We start from the raw sequence: 16,927 nt of genomic DNA on the forward strand, positions 1-16,927 counted from the left end.
CGTCATTTCGCGATGCGCAATTCGCCGGCGAGACCGGCATCCGTCAGGATGCGGCGGGCCTGATCGGCTCGCTCCTCCTCGACGAGCAGACGGCGCGGCAGCATGCCGAGCGAGCCCTCGAGAATGCTCATATCCTGATCTGCGACAAAGCAGTGAATCCCCGCATCCTTCAGAAGACTCTGCGCATAGGACAATAGAACAGGGTCATTGGCGCGGATAAGTTCATGCATTTGCGATCAATTCCCTTTCAATTCTGTGTTGCGCGACAATTCACCCCTTGCCGCGTCAATCTGCCCTTTCTATTGTCAATCCCAAAGAATGAACAGGAGTCCGGGTCGTTGGGCGTGGTCATACCGCTTGAAGAAAGCAAAAACAAACTGGCATCCGTCAAGCCGCTGGTCGATCTGACACGGGCGGACATGGAGCGGGTCAACCAGCTTATCCTTTCGAAGGCCGGTTCCGACGTGCAGATGATTCCGGAGGTCGCAAACCACCTGATCTCTTCCGGCGGCAAGCGCCTGCGCCCGATGCTCACGCTGGCATCTGCCTGTCTCTTCGACTATAGAGGCGAAAACCATGTCAAGCTCGCGACCAGCGTCGAGTTCATGCACACGGCAACGCTGCTGCATGACGACGTCGTCGACGAAAGCAATCTGCGCCGAGGCAAATCAACGGCGCGCACGATCTGGGGCAACCAGGCGAGTGTTCTTGTTGGCGACTTCCTGCTCGGCCAGGCCTTCCGCATGATGGTGGATGTCGGCTCACTCGATGCGCTCGATGTCCTTTCGTCCGCCGCCTGCGTCATTGCCGAAGGGGAAGTGCTGCAGCTTTCGGTCGCCAAGAACATGGAGACGACGGAGGACGACTATCTTTCCGTCATCCGGGCCAAGACGGCAGCGCTCTTTGCCGCTGCTTGCGAAGTCGGCCCGATCGTCGCAGACGCCGGAAAATCAGGCCGAAATGCGCTGAAATCCTACGGTATGAATCTCGGTCTCGCCTTCCAGCTCGTCGATGACGCGCTGGATTACGGCGGCAAGGCTGCCGATCTCGGCAAGAATGTCGGCGACGACTTCCGCGAAGGCAAGATCACGCTTCCCGTCATCCTGGCCTATCGCCGCGGAACACAGGCCGAGCGCGCCTTCTGGCGCGATGCCATCGAAGGCGGCAACAGCACCGATGCGAACCTGGAAAAAGCCCTCGGCCTGATCACCAAATACGGCACGCTGAACGACACGATCTCGCGGGCCGTTCATTACGGCACGATCGCCCGCGACGCACTGGCGCCGCTGCCCGAAACGGCCTGGAAATCGGCGCTTATGGAAGTGATCGATTTCTGCATCGAGCGGGTCAACTGATCAAAGCTCCTTGATCGTGGGCTGATTTTCTTGCAGGGCCGCTTCAAAAAAGCCATCCTATTGTGAATCAGTCTTTTCAACTGATCTCGCAGCCGGCCGGATGAACCGGCTGCCCTGATGAAAGGTTTTCTAATGCGGCAGAGAAATGCCATCCGTCTTCTTTCAAGCGCAGCCCTTGCAGCGGTCCTTTCGCTCGGCGCGCTTGGCGGCGTGAATGCCGAAGAAGCGGCCAAGTCGGACGATGGCAGCAAGAACGTGATCTTCGACCCGGATACGGTCAGTACTTTTGCAGGCGCATTTCTCGCTGCCCGCACGGCCGATGTCGATCATGACTACAAGACCGCAATCGAGCTCTACAAGAAAGCCCTCCAGATCGAGCCGGGTAACCCGGAGATCCGCCAGCGCCTGATGATCTCGCTGCTTTTGAACGGCAATATCGAAGATGGCGTGAAATATGCCAACGACCTGAAGAAGGATCCTTCCGTCGAGCGCATCACCACCGTCGTGCGCAGCATGGACGCGATGCGCCGCGGCGAGTTCAAGACCGCCGAAGCTATTTTGAAATATGACGGCCCGAACGACCTCGACCGCATGATGAACGACCTTTTGCTTGCCTGGGCGCGCGCTGGCGCCGGCCGCAACAAGGAAGCTCTTTCGATGGTCGAGAAGATGAAAGGCCCCGAATGGTTCGGGATTTTCCAGAACTATCATGCAGGCGCAATTGCGATCGTAACCGGCAACGTGGCGGCCGCGCGCAAGCATCTGAACGATGCGGTTCTGGACAAGGATGGCGGCGCCACGGCACCCGACACCTTCATGCGCTCTGTCATGGCGCTTGCCCGCCTGGAAGCATCCCAGGGCAACAGGCAGAAGGCGCTCGACGCAATCTCGGTCGGTGACAACATGCTGCCCAACTATGCGCCGCTGAATGCGCTGCGTCAGAGCATCGAGAAGGGCGAAAAGCCGGAACAGCAGGTGCGTAACGCAGCCCAGGGCGCTGCCGCCGTGCTTTTCTCCATCGGCAGCGCGTTGAACCGCGACGGGGCCGAAGACATCGTCTCGCTCTATCTGCAGACGGCAAATGCGCTTGACCCGAACAGCGCCGATACGCTGGTCCTTCTCGGCGGCATTGCTGAAAAACAGGAACAGACGGACCGTGCCATCGAATTCTACAGGCGCGTGCCGGAAAACTCGCCGATGCGACGCATTTCGGAGCTTCAGCTCGGTCTTGCCCTGGCACAGGGCGGCAAGACCGACGAGGCACGCAAACACCTCAAGGCGCTGATCGTTTCCGACCCGAAGGACATCCGCTCTTATCTTGCCTATGGCAGCGTGCTTTCCGACGCCAAGGACTATGCGGAAATGGCGGAGAACTACGACAAGGCGGTGGAGGTGATTGGCCCGCTGCCGCGCCGCGCCGACTGGACGGTCTTCTTCCAGCGCGGTATCGCCTATGAGCGCCTGAAGAAGTGGGACAAGGCCGAGCCGAACTTCCGCAAGGCGCTCGATCTCAATCCGGATCAGCCGCAGGTTCTGAACTATCTCGGCTATTCGTGGATCGACATGAACCGCAACCTCGACGAAGGCCTGACGATGATCAAGAAGGCCGTCGACCTGCGTCCGGACGACGGCTACATCATCGATTCGCTCGGCTGGGCCTATTACCGCCTGAACCGTTACGACGACGCCGTTGCCGAACTGGAAAAGGCCGCCGAGATCAAGGCCGGTGATGCGACGATCAATGACCACCTGGGCGACGCCTACTGGCGCGTCGGACGCAAGCTCGAGGCTGTTTATCAGTGGAACCGGGCGCTGAGTTCGGCACCGGAAGAGACCGAAATTCCGAGAATCAAGGACAAGATTGCCAACGGCCTGACGACGGACAACGACGACGCCAAGGCGGCCGACAAGAAGCAGCCGGATCCGGTGCCTGTTACGCCGCCGCCGGCCGACAAGAAGTCCTGACAATCCATGCCGGATGCGGGCATGAGCGGCAGCTTTGCGGTTACCGAGAATGCTCCTGCTAAGATCAATCTGGCCCTGCACGTGACGGGCCAGAAAGCCGACGGCTATCATCTGCTGGACATGCTGGTGACCTTTGCCGGCCACGGCGACAGGCTGGGCTTTGAAGCTTCGCCATCGGATCAATTCACGATCAGCGGACGATTCGGCGCCGCTCTCGACATCGATTCCCGCGGCAATCTGGTGCTCAAGGCGCGCGACATGCTTCGGCAGGCGGCGGTGGCGCAGGGCCACCATGCACCGCCGGTCCATATTCATCTCGAAAAGAACCTTCCGATCGCCTCCGGTATCGGCGGCGGTTCGGCGGATGCGGCAGCCGCCCTGCGCGGTCTCATTCGGCTTTGGAGCCTCCGCCTGCCCGGCGGCAGGCTGTCAACGATCGCTCTCAGGCTTGGCGCCGACGTACCCATGTGCCTTGCGAACCGGCCGCTGATTGCGCGCGGGATTGGCGAACAGATCGAGCCCGTTGCCTTGCCCTCTTTTGCAATCGTGCTCGCCAATCCGCTGAAGGCGGTCTCGACGCCCGAGATCTTCCGGCTGCTGACGGCCAAGAACAACCCGCCGCTTGCCTTGCGGGGCAGCGATTGGCTGGCGGCGATCAGGGCCAACCGGAACGATCTCGAGCCGCCTGCCCGCAGGCTTGTTCCCGAGATCGAAGATGTGTCGGCTGCGTTGAAGAACGCAGGCGCAAGCCTTGTCCGCATGTCCGGCTCCGGCGCAACCTGTTTCGGCATCTTCGATTCGATCGAAACAGCCCGAGCGGCCGCGGCAAAGCTTCACAGCGACCGGCCCGACTGGTATTTCCAGGCAACGGAAACGCTCTGTGGAGGCAGGTAATGGCAGGTATCGATGAACGGCGGCCGTTCATTCCCGTCGGCATCGCCGTGCTGACGGTTTCGGACACGCGCACGCTGGAGAACGACAAGTCCGGCGACACGCTCGTGGCGCGGATCGCCGAGGCCGGCCACAAGCTGATGGACCGCGCGATCGTGCGCGACGACAAGGCGGCCATCGCAGCAAAGGTCAACGCCTGGACGGAGGCCGACGGCATCGACGTCGTGATCACCACCGGCGGCACCGGCCTGACCGGCCGCGACGTCACGCCTGAGGCGCTGGAGCCGCTTTTCGAAAAGCGCATGGATGGCTTTTCGGCTGTCTTCCACCGCCTCTCCTACGACAAGATCGGCACATCCACGATCCAATCACGGGCAACGGCAGGGGTTGCCAAGGCTACCTTCGTCTTTGTGCTCCCAGGCTCGCCCGGTGCCTGCAAGGACGCCTGGGACGGCATCTTGAAGGCGCAGCTCGACTACCGCCACATGCCCTGCAATTTCGTGGAGATCATGCCGCGGCTCGACGAGCACATGAAGCGCGGCCTGGGCAAGTAGACTGCTGCCCCGGCGCGAGATGGCGGCGGCCGCCTGATTGCGCTATGTATCGAGGCCCGGCGGAACGGGTATCGTTTCCCAGCTGTCACCCGACAGAAGAAAGCAGCTGACGCCATGCACATCCGTGACGATGAGTGTCCAGGTGCCGCTCTTGGCGGCATAGACCTCAAGAATGGCATTCTGGTTGATCAGACCGACCGCGGTGAGCTTTTCGGCAAAGTTCTTGTCCAGAAACTTGACGACCTCGGATCGGTCTGCGCAACTGCGCATCATCTGCGATGCTGCCGAGTGCGGATGCGCGAACACCAATGTCGCCAATATGACGGCCAAAAGGCCGCGGATCATATTGCGTTTCATGACGCACCTCCTTCGCCGGAAACCCGGCAGAAGAGGAGACTTCCGCTGTGACCTGTTCTGCCGTCTATCGGCATTCCATGGACCGCCAGGAGGCGAGGCGCGCTCGGGCGGGGCCATGACTGAATTATAGCGCGAAATCGTATCGGGCGCCATCTTTAGAACGAATGCCGAACAATTTGTGCGCTATCGTGCGGAGCGGGCGACCCAGGAGGGAATCAGTTCGCTGGAAAGCTTGCGCAGTTTCTGCCCCTTGGCAAATTCCGAGAGGCGCATTCCGCTTCTTGCGGCGGCAATCGCGTGTTTTTTCGGCAGGAGAAGGCCGAGCTCCAACGGCGGCAGCGACCGTCCTACCCGCTGGAAAAACGGGCGCCTGTATCCGCGCGAGGCGGTGAAACGCGCCGGAACTTTGTTAAGGGCGACATATTCGGCGATTTCGTCTATCCAACCAGCCTGCGGCCGGGCGCCGGGTTCGACGAAAAGCAGCCACTCGCCCCGGGCCGAGCGCAATACATCCTTGATGTCCCATTGCGAATGGAAGCGGCACCCGGCCGCATCGGCCACCTTCGACGTACCATCGCGCGAGCCGTGATCGAGCACGACTACATCGCTCACAAGCCCTTCGACTGCACCCGCCACCAGCACCGACAAAGTCTGCGCCAGTTCAGGCTCCTGATCCTGGCACTCCAAAACAACCGTCAACATTGTTTATTTATAAAGCGCCGCACAAAAATTGCCAGTGTGACTTTCCTCATTTTGTTCTTGCATTGTTCTCTTTTTGCCGATAGGAATTTAATCATCAAGACGGGCGAATGCAAACGCGTCGTCGCGGGAGAATCCGATGAACAAACAGTCCCTTGCGGGGCAGGCTGCGTTTGCGCCTGCCAATACGGCGGATATTGCCGAAGCGATGATCGCCTCTTCAGGCCTTCGCATCGAGGCCGACCGGCGCCGCGGCCGCGCTGCCGGACTGAATCCTGGAGGGCGCTTCGAGCCGATACACCGCGAGGCCTTCGACGACGGCTGGCAGACGCTGGAAGAACTGCCGCCCTTCAAGACCGAAGTGCAGATCGAAAAGCCGCGCACGGCGATCACTCGCAACGAATCGCCCGACGTTCCATTCGACCGTTCGATCAATCCCTATCGCGGCTGCGAACACGGCTGCATCTACTGCTTCGCCCGGCCGACGCACGCCTATATGGGGCTTTCGGCAGGCCTCGATTTCGAAGCCAGGCTGTTTGCCAAGCCGGATGCAGCCAAACTTTTGGAGCGCGAGCTTGCCAGGCCCGGCTACAAGCCGCGGGTCATCGCCATCGGAACCAATACCGATCCCTACCAGCCGATCGAGAAGGAATGGCGCATCATGCGGCAGATCCTCGAAGTGCTGAACAAGGCAAACCATCCGGTCTCGATCGTCACCAAGTCGGCACTGATTCTGCGCGATATCGATATCCTGCAGGAGATGGCCGCCAAAGGCCTTGTGCGTACCGCGCTTTCGGTAACCACGCTCGACCGCAAGCTTGCCCGTGTGATGGAACCGCGCGCCGCCACGCCGCCACGCCGGCTGGAGGCGATCCAGGCCCTGGCAGAGGCAGGCATTCCAACTTCGGTAATGGCTGCCCCGATGATCCCCGCGCTGAACGACCACGAGCTGGAACGCATACTCGAGGCGGCAAAGGTTGCCGGTGCGCTGGAGGCGGGCTACGTGATCCTGCGCCTGCCGCTGGAAGTCTCTCCGCTCTTCCGCGACTGGCTGCTTCAGAACTACCCGGATCGCTACCGGCACGTCATGTCGCTGGTGCGCTCGATGCGTGGCGGCAAGGATTACGATGCCGAATTCGGCAAGCGCATGAAAGGCGCCGGCCCATATGCATGGCAGCTCGCCCGCCGATTCGAGATGGCGACGAAACGACTCGGCATGACGAGGCGCAGCATACCGCTTCGTGACGATATTTTCGTGCCGCCGGATGGCAGCGGCGTGCAGCTTAAGCTGCTTTAGGCCGAACACAGGCATTCCCTGGGGGCCGCCCCAGGATGCCACAACGAGTTATCCCGCAGGAGGCCGCCGCCCTGGCCTCTTGCGCCGCGGACGGCTCCCCTATCCGTTCCGCGGCCTGAGCCCCCGGTGCGCCGCCCTGATCCGGGGGCTTGCAGGAAATCGGGTTGGCGTGCGAGGTTCAGCCGCATGAAACCTCGCACGTCACCCGATTCTCCTCTGCTTTTTGAAGAGGTGCCGCTCGTTCCGGACTTCAAGCTGGAACTGAAAGCACGCAAGGCCGGTCACTGGCCGGTCGCTGGCGCCGATGAGGCAGGGCGCGGCCCTCTGGCCGGGCCTGTCGTCGCCGCAGCCGTCATTCTCGATCCCAGGCGTATCCCGGACGGGCTGAACGATTCCAAGCAGCTCTCGGCGCAACGGCGCGAACAACTATTCGACCAAATCCTCGCAACAGCGACGGTTTCCATCGCATCGTCGAGTTCCACACACATCGACCTCACGGATATCCGCAAGGCAAGCCTTGATGCCATGCGCCGGGCAATCTGCGGCCTTGCTATCCCTGCACGTTACGTGCTGACCGACGGCCTCGACGTACCGCCGGGGCTGGAGTGCCCGGGCCAAGCGGTCGTCAAGGGCGACGCGCGCTCGGTCTCAATCGCCGCCGCTTCCATCGTTGCCAAGGTGACTCGCGACCGGATGATGGCGCGTGCAGATGCCGTCTTCCCCGATTACGGATTTGCCGCGCATGTGGGTTACGGCACGGCGCAGCACCGCGCCGGCATCGAGCAGCATGGCCCCTGCTCGCTTCACCGCATGAGCTTCCGGCCGTTGAAGAAGAACGGCACCGAAGGCGACGCAATGGACGAAATTCTGGAGGAACAGCTTATGCTGCTGCAAAGGCGTCCGTGAGCAGAAGCAGCATTTCCGTTCGCAGGTGATGATTGAAGCGGTCATTCAAACCGCTTCAACGGAACCAGAACAGCACCACCACAGTGCAGTCCCGGCGCACAGCTTACTGCTCAGTGGCGGGCGGGCGCTGGGCGGGGGCAGATTCCTGGAGCTTTTCCTGAACTCTCTTGACGAGCGCCGGATCGTTCTGCGCGGCGGTCAGGATTGAGTTATACTCATCGAGCGAGATTCCTGGAGAGGCTTCCACGGCCTGAACCATTTGCTTACTGGCTTCGGTCTGCAGCTGTTGCTTCGCTGCCGTGTCCTTTGTTGCTCCGATCTTGGCCGAGTATTCCTGCCTGAGCTGGTCAACCTGGAGATAGGCGACCGCAAAGGCCTCGATTTTCTGATCGCTGACGGTTGCGGCCGCGCCTTTGCTTTCTGGTTGCCCTTGAACCGGTTGCTGCGCTGGAGCTGACTGCTGAGCAGAGGCAGCGTTGGTGAGAAACATCAAGCTGAGAGCTGCAGCGGTCAACGATGCAACAGGGGTGTAACGAGTGATCATATTCATTCCTCTGTGATGGCGTGGACGGCGACATACTGCCTTGGCCGTCGGCTAGGGTTGAGGAACGATCCGGCGACAATGTGACTCTCAGACGATTTCGCTGCGGCAATAGGAAGGCGATCTGCCGACCATCGGGCGGCGGCTTTGTGGCAGGATCGACCTTTCGGCTTGCAACCGGTTGACCAAGTGGCCATGACCCCGGCCGCGATTCGGCGCCGATGAACACGGATGTAGCCGATGTCAGCGGCAAAAAGCCGATGATGTCCCTCGTCGATATCCTTGAGGTACCTTTCCGATCCCTGCGCCGCTTCCTTCTCCATGAAGGCGACGAGCGCCTTCAAGCGCTCGAGGACAAGATCGGGAAAAGCGGCGCGTTGATCGGCCGACACGCCGTAAGCGTCGAGGAAGTCCCTCGCCCGGACGATTTGATCTTCCTGTCGCGACAATGCTGCCTCCCGCGATATGTCTCGACAGCGGCGCCCATCGATAGACAGCATAGGCAATATCCCAGTCTCGGCCGGGATGAGCCGGTTCGAAATCGATGATGCCTATCGCCTTGCCGTTGCAGGTGACGACGTTGTACGGCGCAAAATCGCCATGAAGGCTTCAAGCGGCGGTCTCGGGTTGAGCTGCCAGGCGCCTTCAGCGGACTTCGGAAAGGATGCCGAGCAATCGTGGCAGATGCGCAGCAATCGCGCCGCAGAAGTCAGTACCGTGTCGTAGTGCGTTTGGACATTATCGAGGTCGCCGCAATCGCCCTCGATAAATGTCACACGCTCGAAATACACATCATAGCCTGCCGATCGTGGTGCTGAAGCAAAGCCGCACCCCACGAGGTGCCCAAGAAGAGAATGCACATCCGCACTCCGCGGGCGCGTGGCGCGCCATAAAAGCCCGTCACGCAAGATCGGTCCGGAACCTGCTATCCTTCAACACCAGGACTCCCGGCAAGTCGCATTGCCGCCAATAGAAAAAGCCCCGTTGCCGGGGCCTTTCCAGATCCGCATGAAAGGAACGGTCAGTTCAAGCGCGTCTTCACTTCGCCGACGGCGCCCTTGAAGAGGTCGGCCTGTATCTTGCCGTCGGCCCTCTTGGCGAGAACCGTTTCAGCCGCGGCGATCGCCAGATCGACGGCAGCCGAGCGGACGGCTTTCATCGCATCTGCTTCCGCCTGCTTGATCTTCTGTTCCGAAAGGGCCGTGCGGTTGGCGACGAACTCTTCCGTCTTCTTCTTCGCGTCGGCAGTCAGCATCTCGGCTTCCCGCTCGGCGGCAGCGACGATATGCGCAGCCTCCGCTTCCGCTTCCTTGCGCTTGCGCTGGTATTCGGCCAGCAGATGCTGAGCCTCTTCGCGCAGGCGCTTGGCTTCGGCCAGCTCGTTGCGGATCTGATCGGCGCGGTCGTCGAGCGACTTTGCCATCATCCCCGGAACCTTCAGATAGACGACGAGGGCCAGGAACAGGACGAGGCCGACAAGGGCGAAGAAAGTTGCATCAAGTACCATCGATCAAGCCTCCTTCTTGGCGGCTGCGACAGCAGCGGCAACGTCTGTCTTGGCGGCCGTGCCGCCGATCAGCTGTTCGATGACGGCAGAGGCCGTCTCCTCGGCGATCGTTCCGACGTCTGCAAATGCCTTCGCCTTGATGTCGGCGATGCGGCCCTCGGCAGCTTTCAGCTTCTCCGAGAGGCTGGCTTCGACGGCGCGGCGCTCCTCTTCAGCCCTGGCCTTGGCGGCGTCGCGCGCGGCAGAGCCGATCGAGTTCGACTTGGCGCGGGCCGCAGCGAGTTCAGCTTCATAGGCTGCAACGTCGGCATCGGCTTCCGCCTTCAGACGGCTTGCCTCGTCGAGATCCTGCGAGATGCGCTTATGGCGCTGCTCGAGGATACCGCCGATGCGCGGCGTAATGACCTTTTGCATGAGCAAGAAGAAAATGGCGAAGGTGATCGCCAGCCAAAGTAGCTGGGATGCGTAAGTCGACGAATCGAAAGGCGGGAAAACACCGCCGCCATGCTCGCCACCGGGAACGCCGGTCTCGGTATGGACCTCGCCCGGCGCCGGGGCGGCATGCGGGTCCGTGGCGGGCGCTGCACCCGGTTCTGCCGTTCCCGCCGGAGCTTCTTGAGCATAGGCCGGGGTCACAAAAAACATGCTCACCTCCAGGTGTACTGCAAATACAAAGGATCACGGCTTGCTGGTCGCAGGCCGTGATCCTTCAATTCACCGATATTAGACGGCGAAAAGCAGAAGGAGAGCGACGAGCAGCGAGAAGATGCCCAGAGCTTCCGTAACGGCGAAGCCGAAGACCAGACGGCCGAACTGGCTGTCGGCAGCAGACGGGTTGCGCAGCGCGCCGGCGAGGTAGTTGCCGAAGATGTTGCCGAGGCCGAGAGCCGTACCGGCCATACCAAAGCAAGCCAGACCTGCACCGATGAACTTTGCTGCTTCCGCTTCCATGTTGAACTCCTTTGAAATGGTTGTTGCGGCGAATTGACTGACGCCCGTTGACGTCAATGTCGGTATCCTTAGTGGCCACCCGGATGAACTGCGTCGTTGAGGTACATGCATGTCAGCACCGCAAAGACGTAAGCCTGGAGGAAGGCGACGAGGAACTCGAGACCGGTCAGGGCGACCGTCATGATGAGGGGAAGAACGGCACCGCCGACACCGAGTGCACCGAGGGCTCCAAGCGAGGCGACGAAGCCTGCGAACACCTTCAGCGTGATGTGACCGGCGAGCATGTTGGCGAAAAGACGAACGGAAAGTGAAATGGGGCGGGACAGGAAGGAGATGATTTCGATCGTCACCACCAGCGGCAGAAGAATGCCCGGCACGCCCGAGGGCACGAAGACATTCAGGAAATGGAAGCCGTGCTTATAGAAGCCGTAGACGAGAACCGTGCCGATGACGAGCAGCGCCAAGGCGAAGGTGACGATGATCTGGCTCGTCACCGTGAAGAAATACGGGAACATGCCAAGCAGGTTTGCCGTCAGTACGAACATGAAGAGCGAAAAGACCAGCGGGAAGAACTTCATCCCCTTGGTTCCTGCGCCTTCCTTCAGCATTCCTGCGATGAATTCGTAAGACATTTCCGCGACCGACTGCGAGCGGCCAGGAACAATCGCGCGATTCGACGTCGAGAAATAAAGGAAGCCTGCAGCAACGGCAGCAGATGCCGCCATGAAGAGAGAAGCGTTGGTAAACGAGAAATCAATCCCGCCGATTTCGATCGGCACAATCTTCTGGATCAGGAACTGATGGGTCGGATCGTTAGACACCGCTTGTTCTCTCTTCTTTGGCCCGCGACTGCGGGATCATCACACTGGACAAAGCGCCTGGCACCCTGCCCTATTTCTTGCCGTTTTCGGCCTCTCCAGGCTCTGGTTTTGCAACCTTGCCTGCAGCACGAAGAACGTTCAAAACACCGGCACAGAATCCGAGAAGCAGAAGAACAATCAACCCCCAAGGCGCCGTGCCGACAAAACGGTCCAAAAGATAGCCAAGAAGGGCACCGACGATGATGGCGGAAATGAACTCGCTCGAAAGCTTCATCGCCTCAGCATAACCTTTGCGGCTTACCTCGGCGCGGGCTTCGTTCGCCTCGTCCTCTCCCGCATCTATGCGCTTGGCTTTGAGCTTGGCTCCCAGCTGCGCACGGCGCTTTTCTAGACTTTCCTCGCGGTCATCCGCCATGGCTTCCTCCTCGTCTTCCGCTGTCCGCGATCCCCGCTACCCCGGTTTTCAGGACAACGGACACAAGGTCTGAAAAACCTTTCGGCCCGTTCTGAAGTCGCGCGCAACATAGTTTTAGGGGAAACCATAGTCAAGGCGTAGGAAGCTTATGTCCAGCCATAAAATTAGCGTTCCGAATCAATAGCTTGATCCGGGTTTCAAACCGCCTTCAAAATTCGAGCGAAAGAATCCGCTTTCGAAGCCGATCATCGGCGGGGAAATCCGCTGCCGGATCGCCTTTTCCTCAGCTCCAGCCGCCGCCATAGGTGCGATAGAAGACGTGCAGGCCGATACGGCCGACCTTTTCCATGGTCCTTGCCCATTTCGGCCGGACATAGACGGCATGATAATGCGTAGCGGAGCCGACTTGCGGAAGCCAGATCTTGCCGGCCGTGACTGCCATGGCGACGTCGCGGGCAACGTGCCAGTGATTTTCGGAGTTGACGCGATCGCGGATGTTGTCGCAGGCAAAGGAAAACTGGCAGCGGTTGCGCCAGTCTTCGTTCTGGTAGACGACGCCGCAGATGGTTTTCGGATAGGCCGGGTTCCTGACGCGGTTGAGAATGACCTGAGCGACTGCGGCCTGCCCCTTTACCGATTCGCCGCGAGCTTCGAAATAGATGCCGGATGCAAGGCACTGCTGCTCGCGCGCCGAAAAAACGCTGGCAGGCAGGATGCTCGCCGCCCATGGGTGATCGCCCGCGCCGATCTGCGGCACGAAGCGGCCGTCATCAGCCCGATCGCCGAGGATCGAATCGAAGGGCGATTGCCGGGCATAGTCCGGGGCCGGCGGCGCATAGGCGGTCGCCAGCACATCGGCCTTGTTGCTTGTGACAAGGCCTGCAAGCATTGCCGGGACGCCGGGCTCCGGCATGACCGGCTGCTTCCTGTAGAAATTGGTGGCGATCTCGATCTCCTTGCCCATGATCTTCGGTTTTGCGAAGGCGGATTTGTCCTTGATGTCGAAGCTCGGCTGGAAAAGCAGTTGCGTGCGCTGGAGAATGGAGCCGGCGGAGAAATCCTTCGGCGGCTGCATCTTCTCGACGGCAACGATGCGGCCCTTCTTGGTTGCCCGGTTGACGCGTTCTTCGTCGGGCGTCTCCTCGTGACCCTTGGCCTTCGCGACAAAGGCAAGCTTGCGGCCATCCGCAAGAACCATGCCCGCGCCGGCCGCAATCGTTCCCGTCACGATCGGATCCGCGAACGCGAGTTCGGCCTGATGAATGGAGCCAGCCGGAGAATTCGTCATGACCATGCGCCAGTTGTCGCGGCTTTGATCAAGCCCGGCGAGCATGGCGGCGAGATCGGCATGCGATGCGATGGTGGGGAATGCGAGCCACCCGCAGATGCCGAAGATGGCGGGTGAAATCCAGCGGTGAGGAAGGGAACGCAGCTTGCTGCGGACAACGCGATATCGACGCAACGCCTGACTCCGGACACGGGACGCTTCAACAGTCAGACGAAAATCGCCCATTAACCTTGATGCTTGGTTAATGAAGTGTCCCAGAATTCATCCGCGCGCGGTTTTGCGTCTCCTCCCCGGCGGAAAGGAGAATGGTTGGGAAGCGTGTCAGATGATGACGTGCGAGCCGAGTTCGACTACGCGGTTGGCCGGAAGGCGGAAGTAGTCGGAAGGGTTCGCTGCTGCGTTGGCGAGCGCGATATAGAGTCGATCCTGCCAGTAAGGCATTCCAGATTTCGCGTCCGGCACCAGCTTGCGCCGGCCGAGATAGAAGGAAGTCGTCATGATGTCGAACTTCAACCCGGTCTTTCTGAGTGCCGCGAGCGCCTGGGAGACGTTCTGCGTTTCCATGAAGCCGAAGAGCAGTTCGACACGCGAGAAGCGCTCGGAAACCTGCTCGACCTTGTAGCGTTCTGAGTTTGCAACGCGCGGCTTGTTGACCGTGCGGATCGTCAAAATGACGTTGCGGTCATGCAGGACATGGTTGTGCTTCAGATTGTGGAGCAGGGCTGCAGGCGCCGATTCCGGATCGCTGGTGAGGAAAATCGCTGTGCCCGGCACTTGTGCAGGCGAGTGATCGCTCTTGCGCTCGATCGAACTGACAAAGGAAGGCAGCGGGATGTCCGTATGGCGGGTCTTTTCCATGAGGAGCGCCGTGCCGCGGCGCCAGGTCCACATGACCACGATGAAGGCGGTGGCGATCAGGATCGGGATATAGCCGCCGTCGTGGATCTTGAGCAGGTTGGCACCGAGGAAGATCAGTTCCAGCAAGAGCAGCGGCAACAGAACGACCGTTGCCGTCGGAATCGACCAGTTCCAGCGCGTGCGCACGAATTCGAAGGCCATGATTGTGGTGACGACCATCGCGCCGGTGACCGAGATACCGTAAGCCGTTGCAAGAGCCTCGGACGTCTGGAAGGTGATGACCAGGAACATGACGCCCAGGAAGAGCACGGTATTGACGGTGGGCAGGAAAATCTGCCCGGTATTGGTCTCCGATGTGAACAGGATCTCCATGCGCGGCAGGAAGCCGAGGTTGATCCCCTGGCGTACGAGCGAAAAGGCGCCGGTGATGACAGCCTGGCTGGCGATGATCGTTGCAGCCATCGCAAGAATGACGGCGAAAGGCAGCGCCCACTTGGGGAACATGAGATAGAAGGGGTCGGACATCGCCTCCGGATTGCCGAGCACGAGTGCGCCCTGGCCGAGATAGTTCAGCGCGAGCGCAGGATAGACCAGCGCGAACCAGGCCCATTGGATCGGGCGGCGGCCAAAATGCCCAAGGTCGGCGTAAAGCGCTTCGGCGCCGGTGACCGTCAGGAAGACCGCACCCAGAACAACGATACCGAAGAATCCCTCTTCGAACAGGAAACTGACGGCATAATACGGATTGAAGGCTGCCAGGATGCCGTAGTCGTCGGAGATATGCGAAATGCCGGCAATGGCCATGACGATGAACCAGAGCGCGGTGATCGGTCCGAAAAAACGGGCCATGGCGCCGGTGCCGTGCGACTGGAAAACGAACAGCATGACAAGAATGCCCGCCGAAATCGGCACGATGTAGGCCGACAGGCTCGGGGCCATCAGCTTAACGCCTTCCACGGCAGACAGAACTGACAGCGCCGGCGTGATCATCGCGTCGCCCAGAAACAGAGCCGCACCTGCCATGCCGAGTGTAAGCAGCAATGCGGAGTGCCCGTTCGCCGTCTTCATCAACAGGGCAAGCAGGGAGAGTGTGCCGCCTTCGCCTTCGTTATCGGCGCGCAGCAGCAGCAGGACGTACTTGACGGTGACGATGATCGTCAGTGCCCAGAGCATCAGCGAGATGAGGCTGATGATCTCGAAACGGGTGATGCCATCGTGCGCGACCGGCTTCAGCGCTTCGCGGAACGCATAAAGCGGGCTGGTACCGATATCTCCATAGACGACGCCGACGGAGCCGAGCGTAAGATAGAAGAGCTTGCGCGGCGTCATGTGGCGATCGTGTGAATGGCTTTCGTCGGACATGAAGTGACAACAGGCTCCTTAGAGCCAGCCTTTCCATCGGAAAAAGAAAAACGGAATGATGGCGGACATCACCATCAGGCCCAGCGAGGAGGGATAGCCTGCGACCCAGTGCAGTTCCGGCATGAATTCGAAATTCATGCCGTAAATGGACGCGACAAGGGTGGGCGGCAAGAAGACGACGGATGCGATCGAGAAGATCTTGATGATCGAGTTCTGCTCGATGTTGATGAGGCCGAGCGAAGCGTCGAGGAGGAAGGTGATGTTTCCGGCGATGTAGGAAGCATGCTCCGTCAGCGACTGGATATCTCGCGAGACGGTGCGCGACAGTTCCTTCGTCGCCTGGTCCTTCTGAACTGCGGGGATGGTGTAGAAGAAGGTCATCAGACGTGAGAGCGAGGCCAGGCTATCACGCACCTTGCTGACAAGGCGGTGGTGGCCGGCAATATCGCGAAGCTTTTCTTCGAGATAGTTCGAGGGCTTGCGAACCTTTCTGGCGCGGTCGCCGAAAACGTGCGTCGAAAGGATGTCGATGCGGGCGACCGAGAGTTCTAAAATTTCTGCAGTCCTGTCGGCGATCGTCTCGAGCAGCTTGGCAAGGAGCGCGGCACCGCTCCGCCACTCTTCCGGCACGCGATGGAGGGCGGCGATGAACAGGGCAAAGGATTTCGGATGAGCGTAGCGGATGGTGATCAACCGGTTTCCAACGAGGATGAAGGCGACATCCGTCAGCGTCGGCGCCTCTGTCTCAGCTTTCCAGACGAGCGAAGCCGTCATGTAGACCGCATCATTCTCGGTATACAGGCGTGCGGACGGCTCGATATCCTTCAAATCGTCGCGGGTCGGAACCTCGATGCCAATGATCTTTTCGACATAGAGTTCCTCCTCACGGGATGGCTCCAGCATGTCGATCCATACCACATCGTCCGGAAACTCGGCGGCGTGCGACAGGTCACGTATTTCGACCGATTTGCAATTTGAACAATAGGCAGTGATCACCGGTCGTTGCTCCAGCCGCCGGCAGGTCCTGCAATGCCTGCGCTTGTCATCGAGAGCCTTTCATTGGAATGGCGCTCGTCACGGCGCCGCCAAGGCCAATAGTCTTCGATCTTGCCGAAGGCGAAAGAAGGTTCATGAAACTCCAGCTGCATCCGGTCATAACC

General features: G+C 60.2%; 20 protein-coding genes. 6 read left to right on the forward strand and 14 right to left on the reverse strand.

What is annotated here, in order from left to right:
• Positions 1-2 precede the first annotated feature (2 nt).
• Complete coding sequence (locus EV130_RS08955) at positions 3-230, reverse strand: putative signal transducing protein (protein ID WP_028739850.1); 228 nt, start codon at positions 228-230, stop codon at positions 3-5.
• Between the two features lie 108 nt (positions 231-338).
• Here EV130_RS08955 and EV130_RS08960 point away from each other — a divergent pair, with 108 nt between their 5' ends.
• From EV130_RS08960 to moaB, 4 genes are all read left to right on the forward strand, one after another.
• Positions 339-1,355 (forward strand): polyprenyl synthetase family protein, encoded by a 1,017-nt coding sequence (locus EV130_RS08960; protein WP_074060408.1) that lies wholly within the window; start codon positions 339-341, stop codon positions 1,353-1,355.
• Between the two features lie 132 nt (positions 1,356-1,487).
• Positions 1,488-3,320 carry a tetratricopeptide repeat protein gene (locus tag EV130_RS08965; protein ID WP_074060407.1) on the forward strand — a complete coding sequence of 611 codons (1,833 nt, stop codon included), beginning with the start codon at positions 1,488-1,490 and terminating at the stop codon, positions 3,318-3,320.
• A 6-nt stretch (positions 3,321-3,326) separates the two neighbouring features.
• The gene (locus EV130_RS08970; RefSeq protein WP_074060406.1) at positions 3,327-4,214 is read left to right on the forward strand and encodes a 4-(cytidine 5'-diphospho)-2-C-methyl-D-erythritol kinase; all 888 of its coding nucleotides are present in this window, start codon (positions 3,327-3,329) and stop codon (positions 4,212-4,214) included.
• Positions 4,214-4,765 carry a molybdenum cofactor biosynthesis protein B gene (gene moaB, locus EV130_RS08975; protein WP_074060405.1) on the forward strand — a complete coding sequence of 184 codons (552 nt, stop codon included), beginning with the start codon at positions 4,214-4,216 and terminating at the stop codon, positions 4,763-4,765. Before EV130_RS08970 ends, moaB begins: the two co-directional genes overlap by 1 nt.
• Before the next feature lie 42 nt (positions 4,766-4,807).
• Here moaB and EV130_RS08980 read toward each other — a convergent pair whose 3' ends face one another.
• Together EV130_RS08980 and EV130_RS08985 are read right to left on the reverse strand one after the other, a co-directional pair.
• Complete coding sequence (locus EV130_RS08980) at positions 4,808-5,122, reverse strand: hypothetical protein (protein WP_132552007.1); 315 nt, start codon at positions 5,120-5,122, stop codon at positions 4,808-4,810.
• Between the two features lie 183 nt (positions 5,123-5,305).
• Positions 5,306-5,824 (reverse strand): glycosyltransferase family 2 protein, encoded by a 519-nt coding sequence (locus EV130_RS08985; protein ID WP_074060403.1) that lies wholly within the window; start codon positions 5,822-5,824, stop codon positions 5,306-5,308.
• 136 nt (positions 5,825-5,960) lie between these two features.
• Between EV130_RS08985 and EV130_RS08990 the strand changes: the two genes are divergently transcribed.
• Both EV130_RS08990 and EV130_RS08995 read left to right on the forward strand, forming a co-directional pair.
• On the forward strand, positions 5,961-7,118 hold the full coding sequence (locus EV130_RS08990; protein ID WP_074060402.1) for a PA0069 family radical SAM protein: 1,158 nt from the start codon (positions 5,961-5,963) through the stop codon (positions 7,116-7,118).
• A 186-nt stretch (positions 7,119-7,304) separates the two neighbouring features.
• Positions 7,305-8,024, forward strand: coding sequence for a ribonuclease HII (locus EV130_RS08995; protein ID WP_074060401.1), 720 nt, complete (start codon positions 7,305-7,307; stop codon positions 8,022-8,024).
• 103 nt (positions 8,025-8,127) lie between these two features.
• Here EV130_RS08995 and EV130_RS09000 read toward each other — a convergent pair whose 3' ends face one another.
• The 11 genes from EV130_RS09000 to EV130_RS09045 all read right to left on the reverse strand — a co-directional run bounded on the left by EV130_RS09000 (position 8,128) and on the right by EV130_RS09045 (position 16,763).
• Positions 8,128-8,574: a DUF4168 domain-containing protein gene (locus EV130_RS09000; protein ID WP_165918513.1), complete on the reverse strand. Its 447-nt coding sequence runs from the start codon at positions 8,572-8,574 to the stop codon at positions 8,128-8,130.
• A complete protein-coding gene (locus EV130_RS33250) occupies positions 8,571-9,014 on the reverse strand; it encodes a hypothetical protein (protein ID WP_074060400.1) in 444 nt (147 codons plus the stop codon). Before EV130_RS33250 ends, EV130_RS09000 begins: the two co-directional genes overlap by 4 nt.
• A gap of 102 nt (positions 9,015-9,116) precedes the next feature.
• Positions 9,117-9,425, reverse strand: a complete 309-nt coding sequence (locus tag EV130_RS33260; RefSeq protein WP_245520040.1) for a hypothetical protein — start codon at positions 9,423-9,425, stop codon at positions 9,117-9,119.
• Between the two features lie 161 nt (positions 9,426-9,586).
• Positions 9,587-10,072 (reverse strand): F0F1 ATP synthase subunit B, encoded by a 486-nt coding sequence (locus tag EV130_RS09010; protein WP_132660051.1) that lies wholly within the window; start codon positions 10,070-10,072, stop codon positions 9,587-9,589.
• 3 nt (positions 10,073-10,075) lie between these two features.
• A complete protein-coding gene (locus EV130_RS09015) occupies positions 10,076-10,717 on the reverse strand; it encodes a F0F1 ATP synthase subunit B (protein WP_132660053.1) in 642 nt (213 codons plus the stop codon).
• A gap of 78 nt (positions 10,718-10,795) precedes the next feature.
• Positions 10,796-11,023, reverse strand: a complete 228-nt coding sequence (locus tag EV130_RS09020; RefSeq protein ID WP_027507791.1) for a F0F1 ATP synthase subunit C — start codon at positions 11,021-11,023, stop codon at positions 10,796-10,798.
• A 68-nt stretch (positions 11,024-11,091) separates the two neighbouring features.
• Positions 11,092-11,844, reverse strand: coding sequence for a F0F1 ATP synthase subunit A (locus tag EV130_RS09025; RefSeq protein WP_074060397.1), 753 nt, complete (start codon positions 11,842-11,844; stop codon positions 11,092-11,094).
• Positions 11,845-11,914: 70 nt separating this feature from the next.
• Positions 11,915-12,259 carry an AtpZ/AtpI family protein gene (locus EV130_RS09030; RefSeq protein WP_074060396.1) on the reverse strand — a complete coding sequence of 115 codons (345 nt, stop codon included), beginning with the start codon at positions 12,257-12,259 and terminating at the stop codon, positions 11,915-11,917.
• Between the two features lie 283 nt (positions 12,260-12,542).
• Positions 12,543-13,721 (reverse strand): cell wall hydrolase, encoded by a 1,179-nt coding sequence (locus EV130_RS09035; RefSeq protein WP_074060395.1) that lies wholly within the window; start codon positions 13,719-13,721, stop codon positions 12,543-12,545.
• 147 nt (positions 13,722-13,868) lie between these two features.
• Positions 13,869-15,767: a potassium transporter Kup gene (locus EV130_RS09040; RefSeq protein WP_074060394.1), complete on the reverse strand. Its 1,899-nt coding sequence runs from the start codon at positions 15,765-15,767 to the stop codon at positions 13,869-13,871.
• 18 nt (positions 15,768-15,785) lie between these two features.
• A complete protein-coding gene (locus tag EV130_RS09045) occupies positions 15,786-16,763 on the reverse strand; it encodes a magnesium transporter CorA family protein (RefSeq protein ID WP_074060393.1) in 978 nt (325 codons plus the stop codon).
• Positions 16,764-16,927: the final 164 nt, after the last annotated feature.

It is taken from the genome of Rhizobium azibense (assembly GCF_004342325.1).
GTDB classification, from domain to species: domain Bacteria; phylum Pseudomonadota; class Alphaproteobacteria; order Rhizobiales; family Rhizobiaceae; genus Rhizobium; species Rhizobium etli_B.

Coding starts and splice junctions, on each gene's coding strand:
- EV130_RS08955 (WP_028739850.1), bottom strand. CDS start 230: ATGCATGAACTTATCCGCGCCAATGACCCTGTTCTATTGTCCTATGCG.
- EV130_RS08965 (WP_074060407.1), top strand. CDS start 1,488: ATGCGGCAGAGAAATGCCATCCGTCTTCTTTCAAGCGCAGCCCTTGCA.
- EV130_RS08970 (WP_074060406.1), top strand. CDS start 3,327: ATGCCGGATGCGGGCATGAGCGGCAGCTTTGCGGTTACCGAGAATGCT.
- moaB (WP_074060405.1), top strand. CDS start 4,214: ATGGCAGGTATCGATGAACGGCGGCCGTTCATTCCCGTCGGCATCGCC.
- EV130_RS08980 (WP_132552007.1), bottom strand. CDS start 5,122: ATGAAACGCAATATGATCCGCGGCCTTTTGGCCGTCATATTGGCGACA.
- EV130_RS08985 (WP_074060403.1), bottom strand. CDS start 5,824: ATGTTGACGGTTGTTTTGGAGTGCCAGGATCAGGAGCCTGAACTGGCG.
- EV130_RS08990 (WP_074060402.1), top strand. CDS start 5,961: ATGAACAAACAGTCCCTTGCGGGGCAGGCTGCGTTTGCGCCTGCCAAT.
- EV130_RS08995 (WP_074060401.1), top strand. CDS start 7,305: ATGAAACCTCGCACGTCACCCGATTCTCCTCTGCTTTTTGAAGAGGTG.
- EV130_RS09000 (WP_165918513.1), bottom strand. CDS start 8,574: ATGAATATGATCACTCGTTACACCCCTGTTGCATCGTTGACCGCTGCA.
- EV130_RS09010 (WP_132660051.1), bottom strand. CDS start 10,072: ATGGTACTTGATGCAACTTTCTTCGCCCTTGTCGGCCTCGTCCTGTTC.
- EV130_RS09015 (WP_132660053.1), bottom strand. CDS start 10,717: ATGTTTTTTGTGACCCCGGCCTATGCTCAAGAAGCTCCGGCGGGAACG.
- EV130_RS09020 (WP_027507791.1), bottom strand. CDS start 11,023: ATGGAAGCGGAAGCAGCAAAGTTCATCGGTGCAGGTCTGGCTTGCTTT.
- EV130_RS09030 (WP_074060396.1), bottom strand. CDS start 12,259: ATGGCGGATGACCGCGAGGAAAGTCTAGAAAAGCGCCGTGCGCAGCTG.
- EV130_RS09040 (WP_074060394.1), bottom strand. CDS start 15,767: ATGTCCGACGAAAGCCATTCACACGATCGCCACATGACGCCGCGCAAG.